General features: G+C 63.8%; 20 protein-coding genes and 1 tRNA gene. 10 read left to right on the top strand and 11 right to left on the bottom strand.

The features are described from left to right. Positions 1–42 precede the first annotated feature (42 nt). Positions 43–2,031: an acetate--CoA ligase gene (gene acs, locus V6Z91_RS14120; protein WP_338771321.1), complete on the bottom strand. Its 1,989-nt coding sequence runs from the start codon at positions 2,029–2,031 to the stop codon at positions 43–45. A gap of 267 nt (positions 2,032–2,298) precedes the next feature. On the opposite strand from acs, the gene V6Z91_RS14115 reads away from it, so the two are divergent. The 4 genes from V6Z91_RS14115 to V6Z91_RS14100 all read left to right on the top strand — a co-directional run bounded on the left by V6Z91_RS14115 (position 2,299) and on the right by V6Z91_RS14100 (position 5,674). After that, positions 2,299–2,907 carry a TIGR00645 family protein gene (locus tag V6Z91_RS14115; RefSeq protein WP_338771319.1) on the top strand — a complete coding sequence of 203 codons (609 nt, stop codon included), beginning with the start codon at positions 2,299–2,301 and terminating at the stop codon, positions 2,905–2,907. A 25-nt stretch (positions 2,908–2,932) separates the two neighbouring features. Continuing rightward, positions 2,933–4,462, top strand: coding sequence for a fumarate hydratase (locus V6Z91_RS14110; protein ID WP_338771317.1), 1,530 nt, complete (start codon positions 2,933–2,935; stop codon positions 4,460–4,462). Between the two features lie 18 nt (positions 4,463–4,480). Next, positions 4,481–5,326, top strand: a complete 846-nt coding sequence (gene murI / locus V6Z91_RS14105; protein ID WP_338771315.1) for a glutamate racemase — start codon at positions 4,481–4,483, stop codon at positions 5,324–5,326. 272 nt (positions 5,327–5,598) lie between these two features. Then, a tRNA-His gene (locus V6Z91_RS14100) sits at positions 5,599–5,674 on the top strand. Positions 5,675–5,733: 59 nt separating this feature from the next. On the opposite strand, the gene V6Z91_RS14095 is transcribed toward V6Z91_RS14100, so the two are convergent. Then, positions 5,734–5,865 (bottom strand): hypothetical protein, encoded by a 132-nt coding sequence (locus tag V6Z91_RS14095; protein WP_338771313.1) that lies wholly within the window; start codon positions 5,863–5,865, stop codon positions 5,734–5,736. A gap of 278 nt (positions 5,866–6,143) precedes the next feature. Then, positions 6,144–6,542: an OsmC family protein gene (locus tag V6Z91_RS14090; protein WP_338771312.1), complete on the bottom strand. Its 399-nt coding sequence runs from the start codon at positions 6,540–6,542 to the stop codon at positions 6,144–6,146. A 147-nt stretch (positions 6,543–6,689) separates the two neighbouring features. Between V6Z91_RS14090 and V6Z91_RS14085 the strand changes: the two genes are divergently transcribed. Further along, complete coding sequence (locus V6Z91_RS14085; RefSeq protein ID WP_338771311.1) at positions 6,690–7,139, top strand: hypothetical protein; 450 nt, start codon at positions 6,690–6,692, stop codon at positions 7,137–7,139. Between the two features lie 392 nt (positions 7,140–7,531). On the opposite strand, the gene V6Z91_RS14080 is transcribed toward V6Z91_RS14085, so the two are convergent. The 8 genes from V6Z91_RS14080 to V6Z91_RS14045 all read right to left on the bottom strand — a co-directional run bounded on the left by V6Z91_RS14080 (position 7,532) and on the right by V6Z91_RS14045 (position 13,700). Continuing rightward, positions 7,532–7,918, bottom strand: coding sequence for a hypothetical protein (locus tag V6Z91_RS14080; protein WP_338771310.1), 387 nt, complete (start codon positions 7,916–7,918; stop codon positions 7,532–7,534). Positions 7,919–8,079: 161 nt separating this feature from the next. Next, complete coding sequence (locus V6Z91_RS14075) at positions 8,080–8,316, bottom strand: hypothetical protein (protein WP_338771308.1); 237 nt, start codon at positions 8,314–8,316, stop codon at positions 8,080–8,082. Then, positions 8,282–8,863: a hypothetical protein gene (locus V6Z91_RS14070; RefSeq protein ID WP_338771307.1), complete on the bottom strand. Its 582-nt coding sequence runs from the start codon at positions 8,861–8,863 to the stop codon at positions 8,282–8,284. Before V6Z91_RS14070 ends, V6Z91_RS14075 begins: the two co-directional genes overlap by 35 nt. Before the next feature lie 140 nt (positions 8,864–9,003). Further along, a complete protein-coding gene (locus V6Z91_RS14065) occupies positions 9,004–9,339 on the bottom strand; it encodes an energy transducer TonB (RefSeq protein ID WP_338771305.1) in 336 nt (111 codons plus the stop codon). Between the two features lie 31 nt (positions 9,340–9,370). After that, positions 9,371–9,703 (bottom strand): energy transducer TonB, encoded by a 333-nt coding sequence (locus V6Z91_RS14060; RefSeq protein WP_338771303.1) that lies wholly within the window; start codon positions 9,701–9,703, stop codon positions 9,371–9,373. 50 nt (positions 9,704–9,753) lie between these two features. After that, the gene (locus V6Z91_RS14055; protein ID WP_338771300.1) at positions 9,754–11,505 is read right to left on the bottom strand and encodes a methyl-accepting chemotaxis protein; all 1,752 of its coding nucleotides are present in this window, start codon (positions 11,503–11,505) and stop codon (positions 9,754–9,756) included. Positions 11,506–11,986: 481 nt separating this feature from the next. Continuing rightward, positions 11,987–12,925, bottom strand: coding sequence for a tRNA dihydrouridine(20/20a) synthase DusA (gene dusA, locus V6Z91_RS14050; RefSeq protein WP_338771846.1), 939 nt, complete (start codon positions 12,923–12,925; stop codon positions 11,987–11,989). Between the two features lie 196 nt (positions 12,926–13,121). After that, the gene (locus V6Z91_RS14045; protein ID WP_338771297.1) at positions 13,122–13,700 is read right to left on the bottom strand and encodes a PEP-CTERM sorting domain-containing protein; all 579 of its coding nucleotides are present in this window, start codon (positions 13,698–13,700) and stop codon (positions 13,122–13,124) included. Between the two features lie 245 nt (positions 13,701–13,945). Between V6Z91_RS14045 and V6Z91_RS14040 the strand changes: the two genes are divergently transcribed. The 5 genes from V6Z91_RS14040 to V6Z91_RS14020 all read left to right on the top strand — a co-directional run bounded on the left by V6Z91_RS14040 (position 13,946) and on the right by V6Z91_RS14020 (position 21,297). Next, positions 13,946–15,016: an ATP-binding protein gene (locus V6Z91_RS14040; RefSeq protein WP_338771294.1), complete on the top strand. Its 1,071-nt coding sequence runs from the start codon at positions 13,946–13,948 to the stop codon at positions 15,014–15,016. A gap of 149 nt (positions 15,017–15,165) precedes the next feature. Continuing rightward, on the top strand, positions 15,166–16,389 hold the full coding sequence (locus V6Z91_RS14035; protein WP_338771291.1) for a DUF4861 family protein: 1,224 nt from the start codon (positions 15,166–15,168) through the stop codon (positions 16,387–16,389). Between the two features lie 242 nt (positions 16,390–16,631). Beyond that, positions 16,632–17,897: a rhamnogalacturonan acetylesterase gene (locus tag V6Z91_RS14030; protein WP_338771289.1), complete on the top strand. Its 1,266-nt coding sequence runs from the start codon at positions 16,632–16,634 to the stop codon at positions 17,895–17,897. Beyond that, positions 17,894–18,838 carry a glycoside hydrolase family 43 protein gene (locus V6Z91_RS14025; RefSeq protein ID WP_338771287.1) on the top strand — a complete coding sequence of 315 codons (945 nt, stop codon included), beginning with the start codon at positions 17,894–17,896 and terminating at the stop codon, positions 18,836–18,838. Before V6Z91_RS14030 ends, V6Z91_RS14025 begins: the two co-directional genes overlap by 4 nt. Positions 18,839–18,942: 104 nt before the next feature. After that, positions 18,943–21,297 (top strand): outer membrane beta-barrel family protein, encoded by a 2,355-nt coding sequence (locus V6Z91_RS14020; protein WP_338771285.1) that lies wholly within the window; start codon positions 18,943–18,945, stop codon positions 21,295–21,297. Position 21,298: the final 1 nt, after the last annotated feature.

Here is a 21,298-nt window from a genome sequence, read left to right as displayed (position 1 = left end):
CTAGTGCCGCTGGCTCCTCTCGCAAACCTCGAAGCCACGGGCTCAGGCCGTTTCCTTGAGCTGCTCCAGAATCGCCGGATTCTCCAGCGTCGAAACATCCTGCGTGATCGACTCCCCCTTGGCCAGCACGCGCAGCAGGCGCCGCATGATCTTGCCCGAGCGGGTCTTCGGCAGGTTGTCCCCGAAGCGGATCTCCTTCGGCTTGGCGATCGGCCCGATCTCCTTGCCGACCCACGTGCGCAGCTCGGCGGCGATGCGCTTGGCTTCCTCGCCTGTCGGCCGCGGCTGCTTCAGCACCACGAACGCGCAGATGGATTCACCCGTGGTGTCATCCGGCTTGCCCACCACGGCCGCCTCAGCCACCAGCGAATTGGCCACCAGCGCCGACTCGATCTCCATCGTGCCCATGCGGTGGCCCGAAACGTTCAGCACGTCGTCGATGCGGCCGGTGATCGTGAAGTACCCGGTGTCCTTGTTGCGGATCGCGCCGTCGCCGGCCAGGTAGTACTTGCCGCCCAGCTCCTCGGGGAAGTAGCCGGCCTTGAAGCGCTCCGGGTTGTTCCAGATGGTGCGGATCATCGAAGGCCATGGGCGCTTGACGACCAGGATGCCGCCCTGCCCGTTCGGCACGTCGGCGCCGGACTCGTCGACGATCGCGGCCATGATGCCCGGCAGCGACAGCGTGCAGGAGCCCGGCACCATCGGCGTGGCGCCCGGCAGCGGCGTGATCATGTGGCCGCCCGTTTCGGTCTGCCAGAACGTGTCCACGATCGGGCACTGTTCGCGGCCCACGTTACGGTAGTACCACATCCATGCTTCCGGGTTGATCGGCTCGCCCACGGTGCCCAGCAGGCGCAGGGACGACAGGTCGTAGCTCTTCGGGTGCACTTTCTCGTCCGCGTCCGATGCCTTGATCAGCGAGCGGATCGCGGTCGGGGCCGTGTAGAAGATCGTTACCTTGTGCTTCTGCACGTTTTCCCAGAAGCGGCCCGCGTGCGGGAAAGTCGGCACGCCTTCGAAGATCAGCTGGGTGGCGCCGACGGCCGTGGGGCCGTAGGCGATGTAGGTGTGGCCCGTCACCCAGCCGATGTCGGCGGTGCACCAGTACACGTCGTCCGGCTTGAGGTCGAAGGTCCACTTCATCGTCAGCGCGGCCCACAGCAGGTAGCCGCCGGTCGAGTGCTGCACGCCTTTCGGGGTGCCCGTGGAACCGCTCGTGTACAGGATGAACAGCGGGTGCTCAGCGTCCACCCATTCCGGTTCGCATTCGGCCGATTGCTGGTCTACCAGGTCGGACAGCCAGATGTCGCGGCCTTCCTGGAAGTTTACGTTGCCGCCGGTGCGCTTGTATACGACCACGTTCCTGATCGTGTCGCAGCCGCCCATGGCGAGCGCTTCGTCCACGATCGCTTTCAGCGGCAGCTGCTTGCCGCCGCGCAGTTGCTCGTCGCCCGTGATCACGGCCACGGCGCCGGCGTCGATGATGCGCTCCTGCAGGCTCTTGGCCGAGAAGCCGCCGAACACCACGGAGTGCGTGGCGCCGATGCGCGCGCAGGCCTGCATGGCGGCCACGCCTTCGACCGACATGGACATATAAATCACCACGCGGTCGCCCTTCTTGATCCCGAGGGACTTCAGGCCGTTGGCGAACTTGCACACCTTCTCGTGCAGCTCCTTGTAGGTGACGTTGGTGACGGCGCCGTCGTCCGCCTCGAAGATGATCGCGGTCTTGTCGGCGTTGCCGTTCGCGAGGTTGCGGTCGAGGCAGTTGTACGAGGCGTTCAGCTTGCCGTCCTCGAACCACCGGTAGAACGGGGCGTTGTCCTCGTTGAGTGTGCGCGTGAATGGCGTTTGCCATTCCACGTGTTCGCGCGCCAGGCGGGCCCAGAAGCCTTCGTAGTCGCGCTCGGCCTCGGCGCACAGCGCGTTGTAGGCGTCCATGCCGGCAACGGCGGCCTTGGCGGTGAAGTCCGCCGGCGGCGCGAAGATACGCGTTTCGACGAGGCCCTGCTGTTCGGTAGCTGCGTTCATGCTTGTCTCCATCGTGGTAGTTGTTTGCCAAGACAGTAAGGCGGGGCGCTTACAGAGCCCTTACACGCTTTCCCTCAGCGTAAGGTAGCAAATAGGCTGGCAAAGCCAATGCTTTCATTCTAGCCATAATTCTTAAAGGTCAATGAAAGCGGCGCAACACCTTGCCCGGCGGGCGGCGGAAATCCAGTCCTTGAGCTGCGGCAAGCAACGCTCAGGTGTAGAATGTCGGGTGTTTTTTATTCGCATTACCACCGGAGCCCCGAATCAATGACCGATCCGAAGCAGTCGAACGGCCGCGCCCTGAGACCCATTCCCGCCTTCATCTTCATGTCCCGCTGGCTGCAGCTGCCGCTGTATCTTGGGCTGATCCTGGCCCAGTGCGTCTATGTGTTCCACTTCTGGGTGGAACTGAAGGACCTGATCGGTGCCGCGATGGGTAACGAAGCCTCGCTGCAGCACATCATCGCCGCCGTGACCGTGCCGGGCGCGCCGCCGCCGACCAAGCTGAACGAAACGACCATCATGCTGGTGGTGCTGGGTCTGATCGACGTGGTCATGATTTCGAACCTCCTGATCATGGTGATCGTGGGCGGCTACGAGACCTTCGTCTCGCGCATGCACCTCGAAGGCCATCCGGACCAGCCGGAATGGCTGTCGCACGTGAACGCCTCGGTGCTGAAGACAAAGCTGGCAACGGCGATCATCGGCATCTCGTCGATCCACCTGCTGAAGACCTTCATCAACGCTCAGGTCTACACCGAAAAGACGTTGATCGCGCAAACCTGCATCCACCTCGCATTCCTGCTGTCCGCCATGGCGATCGCATATACCGACCGCTTGATGTCGCACGGCCAAAACGGTTCCAAGAACCACTAATCCAGCCAATCGCAAGAGAACAGTCATGACCATCATCAAGCAAGACGACCTGATCGAATCCGTGGCGGCAGCGCTGCAATACATCAGCTATTACCACCCGGCCGATTACATCCAGCACCTGGCCCGCGCCTATGACGCGGAACAGAGCCCGGCCGCCAAGGACGCGATCGCGCAGATCCTGACCAACTCGCGCATGTGCGCGGAAGGCAAGCGCCCGATCTGCCAGGATACCGGCATGGTCAACGTGTTCCTGAAGATCGGCATGGGCGTTCGCTTCGAGGGCTTTACTGGTACCGTTACCGATGCGGTGAACGAAGGCGTGCGCCGCGCGTACAACTTCGCGGACAACAAGCTGCGCGCCTCGATCGTGGCCGATCCGCACTTCGAGCGCAAGAACACCAAGGACAACACGCCGGCCGTCGTGCACATGGAACTGGTGGAAGGCAATACCGTCGACGTGGCCGTCGCGGCCAAGGGCGGCGGTTCCGAGAACAAGACGAAGTTCGTGATGCTCAATCCGTCCGACTCGCTGGTGGACTGGGTGCTCAAGACCGTGCCGCTGATGGGCGCCGGCTGGTGCCCGCCGGGCATGCTGGGCATCGGCATCGGCGGCTCCGCCGAGAAGGCCATGCTGCTGGCCAAGGAGTCGCTGATGGAAGACATCGACATGTATGAGCTCAAGAAGCGCGGCCCCCAAAACAAGCTCGAAGAGCTGCGCATCGAGCTGTGCGACAAGATCAACGCGCTGGGCATCGGCGCGCAGGGCCTGGGCGGCCTGACGACCGTGCTGGACGTGAAGATCAATATGTACCCGACCCACGCGGCTTCGAAGCCGGTGGCGATGATCCCGAACTGCGCCGCCACGCGTCACGCGCATTTCGTGCTGGATGGTTCCGGCCCGGCATACATCGAGCCGCCGAAGCTGTCCGACTGGCCGAGCGTGTCGTGGGCGGCCGATACGGAGAAATCCAAGCGGGTCGACCTGAACACGCTGACCAAGGAAGAAGTGGCATCGTGGAAGCCGGGCCAGACCCTGCTCCTGAACGGCAAGATGCTGACGGGCCGCGACGCCGCGCACAAGCGCATCCAGGACATGCTGGCCAAGGGCGAGTCCCTGCCGGTGGACTTCACCAACCGCGTGATCTACTACGTGGGCCCGGTGGACCCGGTGGGCGACGAGGTAGTGGGCCCGGCCGGCCCGACCACGGCAACGCGCATGGACAAGTTCACCGACATGATGCTGGAGAAGACGGGCCTGATCTCGATGGTGGGCAAGGCCGAGCGCGGCCCGACGGCGATCGAATCGATCCAGAAGCACAAGTCCGCGTACCTGATGGCCGTGGGCGGCGCCGCCTACCTGGTGTCGAAGGCGATCAAGAACGCCAGGGTGGTGGGCTTCGAAGACCTGGGCATGGAAGCGATTTACGAGTTCGACGTGGTCGACATGCCGGTCACCGTGGCCGTCGATTCCACCGGCACCTCGGTGCACCAGACCGGGCCGAAGGAATGGTCCGTGAAGATCGAGAAACTGAAGGCCGAAGGCGCCCTCGCCTGATCTGACTGGAACTCCCTCATGACCCAGTCCGTCCACTCCGTGAATGCCGAATCTCCGATCGGCGTGTTCGATTCCGGCGTGGGCGGGCTCTCGGTGCTGCGCCACATCCACGCGCAGTTGCCGCACGAGCACCTGATCTATTTCGCCGATTCCGGTCACGCGCCTTATGGTGACCGCGAAGAGGAATGGGTGGTCCAGCGTTCGCTGGCGGTCGCCGCATTCCTGTTCGGGCAAGGCGTCAAGGCGCTGGTCGTGGCCTGCAATACCGCCACCGTGGCCGCCATCAAGGCAATCCGCGCGCAGTGGCCCGGCATGCCCATCGTGGGCGTGGAACCGGGCCTGAAGCCGGGCGCCGCGGTGACGAAGTCCGGCAAGGTCGGCGTGCTCGCCACCGACCGCACGCTGCACAGCGCCAAGTTCCTCGCCCTGCGCGACCAGATCGCCGGCGCCACCGGCGCCGAATTCCTGCTGCAACCGTGCATCGGCCTGGTCGACCAGATCGAGCTGGGGCAGCTGGGGTGCGAAGGCACGATGGCGCTGCTGGAACAATACGTGGTGCCGCTGCTCGATGGCGGCGCGGACACGCTGGTGCTGGGCTGCACGCACTACCCGTTCGTCGAGCAGTCGATCCGCCAGGTGGTCGCGCGCCACGCGAGCCATGATCCGGATGCGCCCGTCACACTGATCGACACGGGCGACGCCGTCGCTCGCCAGCTCGCCCGCCTGCTCGAAGGCGCGGGCATGCTGCGTCCCGCCGGCGTCGCGCACCTGCGCGGCTACACCACCGCCAGCGCCGCCGTGCTCGCCGAAGCCTTCCGCGCACTCCTGGCGCTCACGCCGCAGGTCGAAGCCGTCGACGTCTGATCCCGCCCAAGGAGGGCGTAGCTCGCTCGGTGTCGGACACCATTTTCCGGACGCCTCATTCGGGAAATGGTGTCCGACACCGGTGTTCCCTCGCCCCAGCCGCTCCCTCTGCTCCCCCGCCGGCCCATCATCCAGCAAATATTTCCAAAAACCGGGGTCTGACCCCGGTTTCAGGAAACTTTTTCGAAAAATGGGGTTTGCCAGATGCCAATCGGCCTTGTATAATGCGGCCTCTGTTGCGCTACTGGCGAAACAGAAAACGTAGTTCAGTGGTGGCTGTAGCTCAGTTGGTAGAGTCCAGGATTGTGATTCCTGTTGTCGTGGGTTCGAGCCCCATCAGCCACCCCACCGGATTCGATGAAAAGGTCACATGCTTCGGCATGTGGCCTTTTTTGTTTTGCGGTGCGTTACTTCAGCGGCCAGAACCAGATTTCCATCGCGCCGAAGAAGCACGTCCGGGCGCATTCTTCCGAGTACAAGACCTCACGCTTCTCGCTCTTCGGGAAATCCTGCTCCACCCGGTCAAACAGCGGCTTCATGGCCTGCCTCCTTTGGCTGGACACGGAAACCAGCGATGCAATAACTCGATCAATAGAATCGATGCGTTCTTCTTCCGCTCGGGAGCTGGGAGCTTGGCGATGTCAGCGGCGAGTTCGTAGGCGAGATCAGGCGTCTTCAATTGGTGTACGTCGCACCAGTCTCGTCCCTCCGTGCTATCCCGGACCGCATCGAGATAGCTGTAGGCCTGCAATCGCCGTTTTGCGCTGCCTCATGTCATTTCCTCTGATGGGTACCGGCGGTTACGCGACTGCCGGATTCACCCAAGCAATTCCACCGCCACCCCCGCCCGCACGGTGTTATGCACCTCCGCCACCGCATCCGTGCGATGCAGCAGTTCCGCGATCCGTTCCGGCGCGGCGGATGACGACACCTTGGCCCGGTAGCAGATGCCGGTCGCCGCCAGCCCCGGCCCGGGAAACTCGGCTACCGCTTCCACCTCCACCCCATCGATCCCGATGCCCATCCGTGCCGCTTCGCGGTAGAGGTCGTTGCAGAAGCACGTGGCCACTGCCAGCATCAGGAATTCGCCGCCATTGACGCTCGAACCGCGGCCGCCCTTCCCCGCCGGAATTCCCAGCGTCTTCGAGACCGTGTCGGTATGCACCCGCACCTCATGCCCGCCTGGACCATTGTTGACGACTGCCGAAATCTTCATGGAATCCTCCTGCCATAAGTCCGTGATAGCAAATCGCCGACCCGGCGTTGCGCGGCGCCCAAACGCTTGGAAAAATCCTCACATTGTTGCGCTACGGAATTTATTTCCAGCTACAATATGTCATTCCCCTCACCAATATGCGACATCATGTCCACCGCCAGCCCGACCCTGAAAGAAATCTCCACCTACAGCAAGGATACCCCGACCGAACGCCCGGGCCCCGACGGCCGCGCCGGTGTCTTCGTGCCGACGGAAGCCATGGACCTTGGCAATGGCCCGATCCGCAAGGGCGCCGGCATCGTCGGCTACGGCAATCCGGACGGTTCCCTGACCGTGTACTTCGAAGCCAATCGCTTCGATGACACCAGCCTGCACAAATGGGAAAACAAGGTGCGCAAGGCCTACGACCGGCTGGTAATCGTGGCGCCGACCGTGTCGAAGGCAAAGATGGATGCGAAGACGCTGGAGTTGATCGGCTACATCGACGGCGCCGGCATCAGCATCAAGCACCCGGAAAGCCTGACGGCCTGGCTGGCGATTTCGGACGCCCTCGATACCGCGCCGGATGGCACCGCGATCAAGTTCAACCGCCGCTGATGGATGAGCTCGTGTCACACGGGGTCTGACCCCGAGAGACATGAACTCACCGTTAGTAAAAAAAACGCAGGCCGGACAGCCTGCGCATTTTCACGAGCATTACTCCTACAACTCGCCCAACCTTTTGCCGATGACTCCCGACAGCCGCTCTCTTAAGATGAACTTAAGTCAAAAGGAGCCCACCATGTTACGGCACATCCCCCTCACCTTCGGTACCATCCTGCTCGGCCTGGTCGGTACGTCCACCTACCTGCTGTGCTCCACCGACCTGCTGCATAACGCAACGTTCTTCCTGCTCCACTGAGCTGGCGGCGCCCCATGCACAAACGCCGGCGCTATGCACGCCGGCGTTGCGAATCAGCACGGATCAGCACAGATCACCACAACGGCAATCAGCGCCGGCCGCGCCAGCCGCGGCCATGGTAGCCGTGGCCCCAGCCACGGCCAGAATGCCTGCTCCACACGAAGTCCAGCCCGATCGAGATCGGCGGGAACCAGTAAGACGGTCCGTAGACGGGCGCCGGTGAGTACACGGGTGGCGCAACGTAGACCGGCTGCGGCACATACGTCACGGTCGGTGCCGCCGGCAGCGGCTCGGTCGTGTAGGTGACGGTCGACCCGCTGCGGGCGGCGGTGCCGACTGGTACCGGCGTCACCGACACGGTGCGCCACTGGTACGGATCGACAGGTTGCGCGGCGTAATAGGGGCCGGGAACGGCGCAGCCGGTCAGCACGGCCGCAGTGACGACAGCAGCGGCAGGTATCAATAAGCGTTTCATGGTAAATCTCCTTCCCAATAGAGAACTATAGGGAATTTCCAGCGCCTCCGCCGCGGATTTACACACCGTTACAGCGGCAAACAACAGTGAAACAGGGCCGCCATGCGAATGCGTCAATGGCGGCGTCGATAACCGCACGGCCACCGGCCGCGCGGCCGGGATCAGTGCTTGCGGGCGCGCTTCTTGCCGCCGCCGGCACCTTCATTGCTGCCCGCCTTGGTATGGCTCGCCGCCTCCTTGCCGCTCTTCTTTTTTGCGTTCGAAGCAGTCGATTCCATTTCCGCCTGCGTGGCGGACTGCTTGTTCTGGTTTCCCGAAGATTTCGATTGCGCCATCAGTTCCTCCGTCGGTTGAATGGTGAAATCAAATATACGGTATGTCGCAATCATCGAGCGCACGCCCGTTCTTGTCGAGGCGGCGGGCGCAGATCTCGAAGCGCAGGCCGTAATCGAAATCGATGCGATACACCTTTCCGTAAGGCAGCGCCACGCCCTGTTGCAGGGCCTTGCGGTATTGCAGTGCCGGCACGTCCGTCGGGATCGCCATCGATGTGGAGAAGTTGCGGCGGCGATCCTGCTGGCGGCGGTGCACGTCCACCGCCATGCCAAGGTCGAGCACAACGCCGCCGGCGATATAGTCGTAGCGCGTGATGTTGCGCGAGGCACTCAGCACGCCCCACTTGCACGGCACGGCCTGCGTCCCTTCCTTCGCCGGGCAATCCTTGATCTGCGCAAGCGGAAAGATCTCTTCATGGCCGGCCAGCTGCGCCAGCGGCCAGCTGGTGCGCACCCCGTCGCGCTTGCCGGAGAGCGGATTCGTCCACGTCATCGCATTGACCACCGAAACGGTCTGGCCGGCCCGCGCCGGGTCGTTCTGGTTGCGCAACATGCCGCAACCGGCGAGCAGCGTCAGGGACATCAGGGACAGGCAGAGCGGCGTTTTCATGGAATCGGTCGGACTGGTGGTACCGGCAGATTAACAGATGTGCGCTCACGCCAACAATATGGCGCACGTGACCGTGAAGACGGGGCGAAAAAAAGCCGGCATGCGCCGGCTCAAGAGGTAAAGCAGGAATAGTGGAGAAATCAGTCCAGCTTCCAGGCGTAATCGACCTTGGTCCAGGTTTCGGCCGGCGAGCCGTCCTTCGAGCCGGGCTTGAACTTGCAGGCGGACAGCGACTTGATCGCGGCCTTGTCCAGGTTCTTGAAGCCGCTCGACTTGTCGATCTTCGAATCCTTCACGTCGCCGCCGGCCGACACCAGGAACGACATCGACACGGTGCCCTGCTCTTCGTTCATCAGCGAGGCTTTCGGATACTCGGCCCGGCAATTCTTGGCATCGAAGGCCGCCGGCACTTCGGCGGCGCCAGCAGCACCCGCGAACAGCATCGCGGCAATCACACCCATGAAACGCTTGTTCATCTGATTCCCCTTTTGTCCAGTCAACGTGCGATTACAGCGCCCAAACGTAGTCGACCTTGGTCCAGGTCTGCGCCACGGTGCCGTCCTTCTTGCCCGGCGTGAACTTGCATGCGGTCAGCGCCTTCAGCGCGGCCTTGTCCAGGTTCTTGAAGCCGCTCGATTTCTCCACCTTTGACTCGACCACGTCGCCGCTCGGCGAAACCAGGAAGGCCATCGTCACGGAACCCTGCTCTTCGTTCAGCAGCGAGGCTTTCGGGTATTCGGCCTTGCATTTGCGGGCGTCGACGGTGGCCGCCACTTCGGAGGCGAAAGCCGCGCCGGAGACGAGGGTGGCGGCGATGAAGGTGATCAGGTGCTTGTTCATATTGTTGTTCCGTTCAAATTTGAGAAATAGAGGTCGTTGTCTCGGTTTGTTTAGAATTCTTCCCACTCGTCCGCGCCGGCCGTGGCCGCCGCGACGGCTTTCTTCGGTTTTTCCGCCACGGGCCTGGCGGCGATCGCCGGCACCGGCTTGCGCGGCGCGGCGGCCGGCTTCACGCTGGCGGTGGTCGGCACGGCCTTGGCGGCGGTGGCCACGGCTGCGACCACGGCACGCTCCTCGCCGGCTTCCAGCTTGAAGATGGACACCACACGGGCCAGCTCGGCGGCCTGGTCCTGCAGGCTTTGCGCGGCGGCGGCGGCTTCTTCCACCAGCGCGGCGTTCTGCTGGGTCATGCTGTCCATCTCGATGATCGACTGGTTCACCTGCTCGATGCCGTTGCTCTGCTCCTGGCTGGCGCTGGCGATCTCGCCCATGATGTCGGTCACGCGGCGCACCGAGGCCACCACTTCGTCCATCGTCACGCCGGCCTGGCCCACCAGCTTCGAGCCGCGCTCCACCTTCTCCACCGAGTCGCCGATCAGGGACTTGATTTCCTTGGCCGCGCCGGCCGAGCGCTGCGCCAGGTTGCGCACCTCGGAAGCGACCACGGCGAAGCCGCGGCCCTGTTCGCCGGCACGGGCCGCCTCGACGGCGGCGTTCAGCGCCAGGATATTGGTCTGGAAGGCGATGCCATCGATCACGCCGATGATGTCGACGATCTTGTTGGCCGATTCGTTGATCGAGCTCATCGTGTCCACCACCTGCGACACCACGGCGCCACCCTTGCGGGCCACTTCCGAAGCGCTGGCGGCCAGCTGGTTCGCCTGGCGGGCGTTGTCGGCGTTCTGCTTCACGGTCGAGGTCAGTTCTTCCATCGTCGACGCGGTCTTTTCCAGCGATGCTGCCTGCATCTCGGTGCGGGACGACAGGTCGATATTGCCGGCCGCGATTTCACGCGAGGCGGTGCCGATCGTCTCGGTGCCCACGCGCACCTGGCTGACGATGCCCACCAGGCTGTCGCGCATGCCCTTCATCTCGGACAGCAGGCTATCGTTGGCGGCGGCCGAGGTGTCGATGGCCACGGACAGGTCGCCGTTGGCGATGCTGCCGGCGATCGAAGCGGTGTAATCCGGTTCGCCGCCCAGCTGCTTAAGCAGGCCGCGGGTGATGGCGTATGCGGCGGCCACCGACAGCAGCACGGCCAGCACGCCCATGCCGATCATGAAGTTGCGGGCGCTTTCGAAGCCTTCCTTGGCGCCGATCGCCGATTCCTTGTTCACCTTGTCTTCCAGGGCGCCCAGCTGGTCCAGCGCTTCCATCCACTTCTTTTGCGCGGGGCGGATTTCCTTGATCAGCACGCGGGTGGCGCTCATCGCGTCGTTGGCCAGCCAGAATTGCGAAGCGCGCTCGATGGCCGGCATGGCCACGGCTTCATGCTCCTTGATCTGCGCCAGCAGCTTCTTTTCTTCCGCCGATGCCTCGAGGGCGAACTTGGCTTCCAGCTTTTTCAGGTCGGCATCGTACTTCGCCGTCTGTTCCTTCAGGCGGGCGAATTCCGGCTCCATGTCGGCCGGGTCGGACATCAGCGTCAGCACGCGCAGCGAGCCGATACGGTCGGCCACGTTGTTGCGCATGTCGACGACCAGGCGGGTGACGACGTTGTTAACGCTAACTACATGGTCGAGACGATCCTGGATCTGGGCGAGGCGGAAAATACCGACCACGGTCACGGCCACCAGGAATACCAGTACCAGTGCGAAACCGAGCGCCAGACGGGTGCCCACCTTCATTTTGCTTAAGTTCATTTCGGCTCTTTGTTTTTGACAGTTTGTTGGGTCAGCCTTGGCGAACTATTGTATTAGCTCACCAATAATTGCCGTTGTGCAAGTATCCACAGTAGCAAACATTGACTGCGAATGCAAAACAAGAGGAAGAAAACGCGGAACAGCTGTAGTTTTCTTTCCTATTCCACACATCGAAGAACGACGAAACGTGTGTCCATGAGGAAAGTATAATTCTGTGACTTGCTGTCAAGCAAGCGAAATCATACGCGATAACACGTATCGGGGATTTCTATGGGGAAATTACGACAGTTCGGCGACGATGCGCGAGAAACTGATCGTTTCTTGCGCATACATGAGCGAAATCAGTGCGTTAGCGCACTGGAATGGAACCCGAAAATACACTGACTGGTGTCGTACACCATTTTCGCAGCGTTTGGTGTCGGACATCATTTCCACTGGAAATGGTGTCCGACACCGGTTTTCTTATGAGGCAGCCAGCCCCTCAGCGCCGCAACGCTTCCAGCAGCAACTCAGGATTCCCGGCTGCCAGCCGCTTCGAATCCGACAGCGTCTGCCGGAACTGCCTGGCCCCCGGTAGCCCCTGCATCAGCCCCAGCATGTGGCGCGTGATCGTATTGAGCTTCAGCCCCCGCCCGCCCTCCTTCGCCAGTTGGGCGGCGATGTAAGGCATCATCGCGCGCAGCACTTCCTCGCGCGTCTTCACGGGCGCCGGGTCGCCGTAGTACTTGCTGTCGAACGTGGCCATCAGGTAGGGGTTGTGATAGGCCTCGCGGCCCAGCATCACGCCATCCACATGGCGCAGGTGTTCGTCGATCTCGGCCTCGGTCTTGATGCCGCCATTGATCAGGATCTCGAACTGGGGGAAGTCGCGCTTCAGGCGGTAGGCATATTCGTACTTCAGCGGCGGAATCTCGCGGTTTTCCTTCGGCGACAGGCCCTTCAGGATTGCATTGCGGGCATGGACGATGAACGTGGTGCAGCCGGCGTCCGCCACCGTGCCGACGAAATCGCGCACGAAGTCATAGCTCTGCGCATCATCGATGCCGATGCGGTGCTTCACGGTCACGTCGATCGACACGGCGTCGCGCATCGCCTTCACGCAATCGCGCACCAGTTCCGGCTCGGCCATCAGGCAGGCGCCGAACGCGCCTTTCTGCACGCGCTCGGACGGACAGCCGCAATTGAGGTTGATCTCGTCGTAGCCCCACTTTTCGCCGAGTTTCGCCGACGTGGCGAGGTCTTTCGGGTCGCTGCCGCCCAGTTGCAGGGCCACGGGGTGCTCTTCCTCGTTGAAACGCAGGTGGCGCTCCACGTCGCCATAGACCAGCGCGCCCGTCGTCACCATCTCCGTGTAGAGCCATGTGTGCTTCGTGATCTCGCGGTGGAACACGCGGCAGTGGCGGTCGGTCCAGTCCATCATGGGCGCCACGGACAGGCGGCGGCCGCGGTAGGAAGCGGTGGAGGCGGTCGAGACGGGGGCGGGGGTGGTAACGGTGTTCATCGCGGCGGGCATGCGGTGGGCAATCTAGCGGGGCCGCACATTATACAGGCAGGCCGCCGGCGAACGCTGTTGCCATCGCAATGAAAAGGCCGGCAGGCCGGCCTTTGCATACGGCTTACGACTGCTTGCGGCGCTTGGCAACTGCGCCCATCAGCAGCAGGCCGGCACCCAGCATCGCGTAGGTCGTCGGCTCCGGCACGGAGCTGATCAGCGTAACCGTTTCCACCGTCTGCGGCGTGAAGTCGCGCGTATACCACTCGTTAACGCTGCCTTGCCCCGAGTGATTCCAGGTAAAGGATTCGCGGGCATCGTAGGTGTAGGCGTCCGTATCGATCGAATGCGACCATTCGTCCTCATAGCTGTAATAATAGTAAGCCGAGAATTGCAGGCCACTGGCCGCGTTGTATGAAAACGCCGAGACGCCGCAGCTTTCGCCTTCCCATGGGCAGACGAGAAGGTCCTGTCCCCAGATTTTCAGGGAAGTCAGTTCTTCGAGCGTGATCGCATTGTCGTGGTTGGCATCGGTGGCGGTGAAGGTGCCCTTATAGTCGAAGTTCGCGTCAAAATAAGACCCGTCGGGATTGTTTATCTGGAACCCGCGCCATTCGAACGCCCACTCGTCCGCCATGGCCGACTGTGCCAGTGCACAGCAGGCAGCCAGAACAGCGCCTTTCAATACGTGCTTGATCTTCATGTTTTCCCCAGATGAGTTAGTGCCAAATTGTCATGAAAATATTGGCAGCCATCATTCTAATGTAAATAATGCATTATAAAAATAATAATGTTAATCACGCGCAACACTAGCAGGTTGATAGTGGTCTGCCCGCCCCGTTGCCGTCATCAATCGGCCCAACGACCGGCGCACGCTTGACCATAAGGCACTCTCCTCCTGCGATTCATGGTAGCTTCTCGCTCACTATCAACGTGGAGCCCTACAGCATGCCCTCGACAGCCCGCGAACAGGTCAGCCGCGAAATGCGCCGGCTTCGCGACCGCGTGCTGTTCCGCTGGCGCCAGCGCGTGGCGGACGAGATCCCGTGCAGCGCGGTGCTGCCGGAAGCGCAGCTGTTCAATGCGCTGCCCGAGCTCTACGATTACTTGACCGTATCGATGGCGACTCCGGACGAGCTCGATCGTACGAGCCTTGCCCGCGCCCACGGCGCCGAGCGGGCACGCCAGGACGGCTTCGGCCCTGCCGATGTGTTGCGCGAGTTCCAGGTGCTGCGCAGCTGCATGGCCGAGATCGCGCGGGAGGAAGGGCTCGTGCTCGGCCATGGGCACCTGGCAGCGCTGACGCAGAGCTTCGACACGGTGGAACGCGAGGCGCTGGACGAATATTTCCTCGTCCAGCGGCGCGAACTCGAGGCGATGTTCAAGACCACGATCACCGTGTTCCGCGAACACCTCAACGTGATCGGTATTTCGAGCCAGCGCATCATGGCAAGCGGCAGCCTGGAACGCGCTGCCGAGCTGGCAACCCGCATCCGCCTGCGGGTGGAAAAGCTGGAAACGGCGCTGGACGACCTTGACCGGCACGACGTGGCGCAGCCGGAGAAGCTGCCGCTGCTGCTATCCACTTTCGACTTGCATGCACTGGCGCTTGAAGTGTGCCGCGAAGCGAACCGCGCGGACACCTCCGTTACCGGCGATGCCGTCACCGGCACCTGGTGCCGCATGTCGCTCCGGCAGGCGCTGCGCATCCTGCTCGCGGAGGGCAAGGACGCTGCCGCTCCCGTCTCGATCACCGTCCGGCAAGCCAATGGCCGTGCCATCATCGCGGTCCTGCATGCGCACGTGCTGCCGCAGGACGTGGTGCGCACGCTGTTTTCGGCGCGCCACCGCGAAACCCATCCCACGCTGCGCGAATGGGGCGTTGGCCTCGGCTTTGTGCGCGAAGTGGCCGAAACGCACGGCGGCAGCGCGGTCGTGCACAGCTCGGAGGCGGTGGGGACGGAATTCCGGATGGTCATGCCCATCGACGCGAGCCCCTTCCTGGGGATGGCGGGCTGATCCCCGCCACGCGAACCGCTCAGCTTCTTGATCGAATCGCCCGATCCGTTGACACCTGCTGAGCGAGTCCCGATACTCGGTTGCCATTCCTGGCACCATGGCGACACCTCGCCCAACTCTCCAGTTCCACCAACCACTTTGAGAGCACCATGAACAACCGATTCCAGCTTGCCGCCGCCTTTGCCGTATCGACCGCCTTCGCCCTGCCCGCCGCCCACGCCGAAAAGCTGACGATCACCGTCACCCACGAGCTGGACGCGGCGCGGCCGTCCGAAACGATCACGGTTCCCTGGTCGGAAGTGAACCGCGCCCTGCCCGGCGCGCTGCTGCAGAAGATCGCCGTGCGCGACGCGGCCGGCAAGCTGCTGCCCTACCAGGTGACGAACGTGGCGCCGCAGGCCAAGGACCCGGAAAACCGCGGTATCGCCTACGGCGACCTGATCTTCCAGCACGACTTCAAGGCCGGCGAGAAGAGCGCAACGTTCATCGTGGAGAAGACGGAAACCGTGTCGCCGCCCTTCCCCACCAAGGTGTTCGCCCGCTACGTGCAGGAGCGCCTGGACGACTTCGCGTGGGAGAACGACAAGGTGGCGCACCGCACCTACGGCCCGGCCCTGGGCGCGCCGGCGCCGGCCGGCAGCGGCAAGGAGGTTCTGGTCACCAGCGGCAACGACATCTGGTTCAAGCGCGTGCCCTACCCGATCGTGGACCGCTGGTACAACAAGGGCCACGACCACTACCACGTGGACCAGGGCGAAGGCATGGACATGTACAACGTGGGCCGCACGCTGGGCGCCGGCGGCACCGGTATCTGGGATGGTTCGAAGATCGCCAAGGCCAATAACTACGCGAAGTGGAAGGTGCTGGCGAACGGCCCGGTGCGCGCCATCTTCGAGCTGTCGTACGACGCGTTCGACGCGGCCGGCACCCAGGTCTCGGAGGTGCGCCGCTTCACCGTCGATGCCGGCCACTGGTTCGACCGTGTCGAATCCACGTTCACGTTCACGGGTCCCCAGCAACTGAACGCGGTGGTGGGCCTGAACAAGACCCCGAGCGACAAGGGGCAGGACCCGCGGATCGCCACCGACCGCGTGGCGGCTGAAGGCTCGCTGCGCCAGTGGGTCACGCAAAAGAGCAACGACGCTTTCGGCGTCGCCGTCGTCGTGCCGACCGCCCAGGGCGCCGGTTCCGACCAGGCCAACGACTTCGTGATCGCCCCCGTCACCTCCGGCAAGCCGCTCACCTACTACGTGGGCGCCGCGTGGAGCCGCGCCGGCGAGATCACTTCGAAGGAAGCGTGGCAGCAGCAGGTGGCGCTGACCGCCGCGCGGGCAAAGGCGCCCGTGAAGGTGGCCCTGGCGGTGACGAAGTAATACCGGCTTCGCGTTGGCGGTCTGCTCGCGCATCGGTTCCTGCAACCGGAAACCGCCGACCGCCGAGCACCGGTGTCGGACACTATTTCCGCGAGCGGAAATAGTGTCCGACACCGGTTTTCCTCCGAGGTCGCACGATTCGGAAGCCCACCGCTCACGCCATTGATTCTTTCCGCACCCACGGCAGCCGCGCCGGTCCCCCGCCCTAGAATACAGCGCAGGCAACCCAATCCCCACCACTCATGAAGACACGCACGCTCGGCCTGCTCCTCGCCCTGGCCGCCCAGACCTCCCTCGCCGCCATGCCCGCCGCCGGCTGGCGCTTCGACTTCACCCGAAAGCCAGCCTCCGGCCACACTGCCGTGCAACCGGGCGTGCAATACGACACCACGCGCGGCTTCGGCTACGAACCCGGCGACACGAGCTCCGCAACGTTCTTTTCCGCCGACGTCTCCGAAGGCAATGTGGCCGTCACCGTGACGCTGGGCCCCGGCACGCACACCGTGAAGGCCGAGTTGCGCCGCCTGATGCTGGAGAACGTGGTGGTCCCGGCAGGCCAGACCGTCACGCGCACCTTCGTCGTCAACACGCGCACGCCCGTCATCGCGGCGGCGAATGGCGTAAAGCCCGGCACCGTGAACCTGAAGGCCCCGCGCGAAACGGTGCAGGAGGCCTGGGCGTGGGACAAGCGCCTCACGCTGGAAATCCACGGCGGCGCCGACCGGGTGGAGATCAAGCCGCTCACCGGCCAGGACGCGGTGCCGACGATCTTCCTGCTCGGCGACTCGACCGTGAGCGACCAGCCCAGCGAGCCCTACGCCAGCTGGGGCCAGATGCTGACGCGCTTCTTCAAGCCCGGCGTGGCCATCGCCAACCACGCCCAGTCCGGCGAGACGTTCCGTGATTCGCTGGCGCGCCGCCGCATCGACAAGATCGTTTCGCAGCTGCGCCCCGGCGACGTGGTGATCCTCCAGTTCGGCCACAACGACCAGAAGCAGATCAAGGCCGGCACCGGTGGGCCGTTTACCACCTACAGGGCCGAGCTGCGACAGCATGTGGAGATGGTGCGCGCCGCCGGCGGCCTGCCGGTCGTGGTGTCGTCGATGGAGCGCCGCCGCTTCGATGCGCAGGGCAGGCCCGAATCCACCCTGGCCGATTACGCCGTGGCCGCGCGCCAGTCCGCCGGGGAGCTGGGTGTACCGTTCATCGACCTGAACGCCACCAGCAAGGTGCTGTACGGCGCGCTGGGCGTCGAAGGTTCGAAGAACGCGTTCGCGCTGCCCGAGCCGGACAAGCTCGATAACACGCACCACAGCAATTACGGCGCCTACCTGCTGGCCCAAGCGATCGTGGCGGGCCTGCGCGACGCCAAGCTGCCGGTCGCCTCGCACATCGTGGACGGCTTCGCGTTCGACCCCGCCCACCCCGACCCGTTCGACAGGTTCGCCGTGCCGGCAAGCCCGCGCCATACCAACGAGCGCCCGCTGGGCGACGAGGCCAACCGATGATCCGCAAAGTACTTGCTGCCGCACTGCTTTCCATCAGCCTGCCCTGCCTGGCCGCCGATGGCTACCTGTTCGCCTACTTCACGAAGAACGGCGAGGATGGCCTGCATCTCGCCGCCAGCACCGATGCCTACCGGTGGGAAAAGCTCGGCGGCGGCAGGAGCTACCTGACCCCGAAAGCAGGCAAGTCGAAGCTGATGCGCGACCCGTGCATCGTGCGCGGGCCGGACGGCACGTACCACATGGTGTGGACCTCCGGCTGGAACGAGAACAATATCGGCTATGCATCCTCGAAGGACCTGTTGAACTGGTCCGAACAGAAGGAACTGCCCGTGATGGCGCACGAGCCGGGCGTGCTGAACGCGTGGGCGCCCGAAATCGTCTACGACGACAAGCGCGCCGAGTTCCTGATCTTCTGGGCGTCCACGGTGCCGGGCAAGTTCAACGAGACGGCCGGGTCCTCGGAACAGAAGTACAACCACCGCATGTACTACACCACCACGAAGGACTTCAAGAGCTTCGCTCCCACCCGGCTGTTCTACGACCCGGGTTTCTCCGTGATCGATGCCACCTTCGTGCGCGCCAACGGCAAGCACTACCTGATCGTGAAGGATGAAACCGTGAAGCCGCCGCGCAAGTACCTGCAGGTCGCCGAGGCACCGGATCTGCGCGGGCCGTTCAAGCCGCTGTCGGAACCGATCACGCCGAAGGGACTGTGGGTCGAAGGCCCGACCGCGATCCAGGCCGGGCAGGACGTGATCATGTACTTCGACGCCTACACGACGAAGCACTACGGCGCGCTGCGCTCGCGCGACATGAAGACCTGGGAGAACGTGACGGACAGGATGCGCTTCCCGGACGAAGGCACGCCGGTGCGCATGCGCCACGGTACCGTGATCGCGGTGCCGGAAGACGTTCTCGCCGCGCTGCGCGCCGCGAACTGAACGCAATATGCACATTATGTTACTTAACGTATCGCGGTGGAAATAATGGCAAGAGATGCGGCGGTTACAATCGCGGCCATATCCCATCATCGCGCTGTCAAGTAATGAATAAAAGCAAACGTCCCCGTCCCCTGCCCGCCCTGCTGCTCGGCGCCCTCGTCGGGCAGCTGGGCCTCGCGCAGGCGCAGACCCCAACCGCGCCGAAGCTCGGTGCCACACCGGCCGTGACCGGTAAACCGGCCGAGGAAACGAAGAAGCCGGAGCAGGCGACCGGCCAGATGCAGACCGTGACCGTGGTGGCCGAACGGCCGGCCGAGCAGATCGACCGCTCCACCTACGACGTGAAATCGGAAGTGGTCACGCCGAACGCCTCGGCGGCCGACGTGATCGCCAACGTGCCGAACGTAACCGTCGACCAGGATGGCAAGGTCGCCATTCGCGGCAACCAGAATGCGCAGGTCTTCGTGAACGGCAAGCGCTCGGCCATGTTCTCCGGCCAGAACGCCGGCGATGCGCTGAACAGCTACCCGGCCGAGGCGCTCGAAAGCGTGGAAGTGATCACCACGCCGGGCGCCGAATTCGGTTCCGAGGGCGGCAATGGGCCGATCCTCAACCTCGTCACGCGGCGCGTGCGCCCGCCCGGCGCGCAGGGCGTCGCCTCCGTCAACGTGGGCTCGCAAGGCCGCTACGGCACGTCGCTCTCGGGCAGCTATGTCACCGGGCGCCTCCAGGTGGAAGGCCAGGTCGGCGTGATGCGCAATGTCTTCGAGCGCACCGGCTATTCCGATACCGAGACGGACGTGGGCAGCACCGTGTGGACGACGCACCGCGAGAACAGCAGCCGCACGCCGTCGAAGACGCTGTCGCTGAACCCCACGATCAGCTACAACATCGGCGACACGGACCGCGTGAGCGCGGCCATGAACTTCAACCGCTCGCTGCGCGAGACCGGCTCGAACGAGTACTACCAGACGTATCACGGCGGCACCTCGCCCTACGAGGAGTACTACCGGAGCATCGAGCGCGACAACCAGGCCTCCGTCTACCAGCTGGCACTGGGCTGGGAGCGCAAGTACAGCGCCACCGAGAAGCTGAACGTGGACCTGCGCACTTCCGGCAACGATTCGAAGATGGACAGCCGGAACCGCAACGCCTACGTGGTGGCGCCGCCGTCCGGCGCGCGGCCGGAAAGCACGAACGGCAACGACGTGTCGAACCGGCTGACGGAACTCTCGCTGGACTACAACAAGCGCATCAACCCCAGCTTCAACTTCAAGGCGGGCGCCAAGGTGGGCCGCAGCACCGGCGAATCCGATGCCGACTACTTCAACATCGACCCGCTGACGGGCGAGGAAGTGATCGATGCCGCGCGCGCCAGCGCGTTCAGGAACACCGAGAAATCCTATGCCGTGTACTTCTCGCCGAACATTCGAGTCTCCGAGCACTGGACCGTGCTGCCGGGCCTGCGCTACGAGCGCGTGAGCCGGCACATCGACTACATCAACCAGGGCAACTCGGCCAGCGACGCCACGAAGAAGTTGCTGCCCAGCCTGCACCTGCAATACGGCTGGGGCGAGCGCGGCGCCACGGTGACGGGCGCCTACTCGCGCCGCATCAGCCGCCCTACGCTGAACGACATCAACCCGAACGTGCAATATGTGGACGACCAGAACTACACGCAGGGGGACCCGCGCCTGGCGCCCACGCACGGCGACAAGTACGAGCTGAAATACACGGACACCTGGGGCTTCGTGAACAGCAACCTCTCGCTGTTCCGCGAGAAGGACAGCCCCTTGCTGGGCCGCTTCCTGACGCCGGTGCCGGGCAGCACGGCGGTGGTGAGCGAGGCCGTGAACTTTGGCGCAAAGACCAATGACGGCATCAGCTGGAACCTGCAGGCACGGCCCTCGCGCGAACTGCGGCTGGACGCCACGCTGGGCTTCCGGCGCGTGGTGCAGTCGTACCTTGCCACGCAGACGAACGAGAATGGCGCCAACTATTCGGTGGAATCGGAAAAGCGCCAGAACACGCCCACGCTGCAGCTGCGCTTCCAGTACTCCGGCTTCGAAGGCCACACGATCCAGCTGAACGGCAACTACACGGGCCGGCAGCTCGTCGGACTGTACGAATCCGAACCGAACTGGCAGGCGCACCTGTCGTGGATGTACCGGCTGTCGCCGCAATGGTCGCTGCGCACCAGCATTCGCGACCTGTTCGACAGCAACGTCAACGAGAACCGGCAGATCACGAATACGGTACGGCAGTACAACTACACCGAGCAGCAGGGCCGCACCTTCATGGTCGCCCTGAGCTACAGCTTCGGCGGCGTGACGGGCGACCCGGGCCTGCGCAACAACCCCGGCATGTTCCGCGGCCCGATGCCGCCGGGCGGGCCAGGCGGGCCGGGCGGCCCCGGCGGCTTCGGCCCAAGCGGTGGCGGCTTCGGCCCGGGCATGTAAG

Origin of the sequence: Massilia sp. METH4, assembly GCF_037094685.1 — a bacterium.
Classification (GTDB): Bacteria; Pseudomonadota; Gammaproteobacteria; order Burkholderiales; family Burkholderiaceae_D; genus Rugamonas.
The sequence above is the reverse complement of the archived record's forward strand: the minus strand, read 5'-3'. Positions and strand labels throughout refer to the sequence as shown.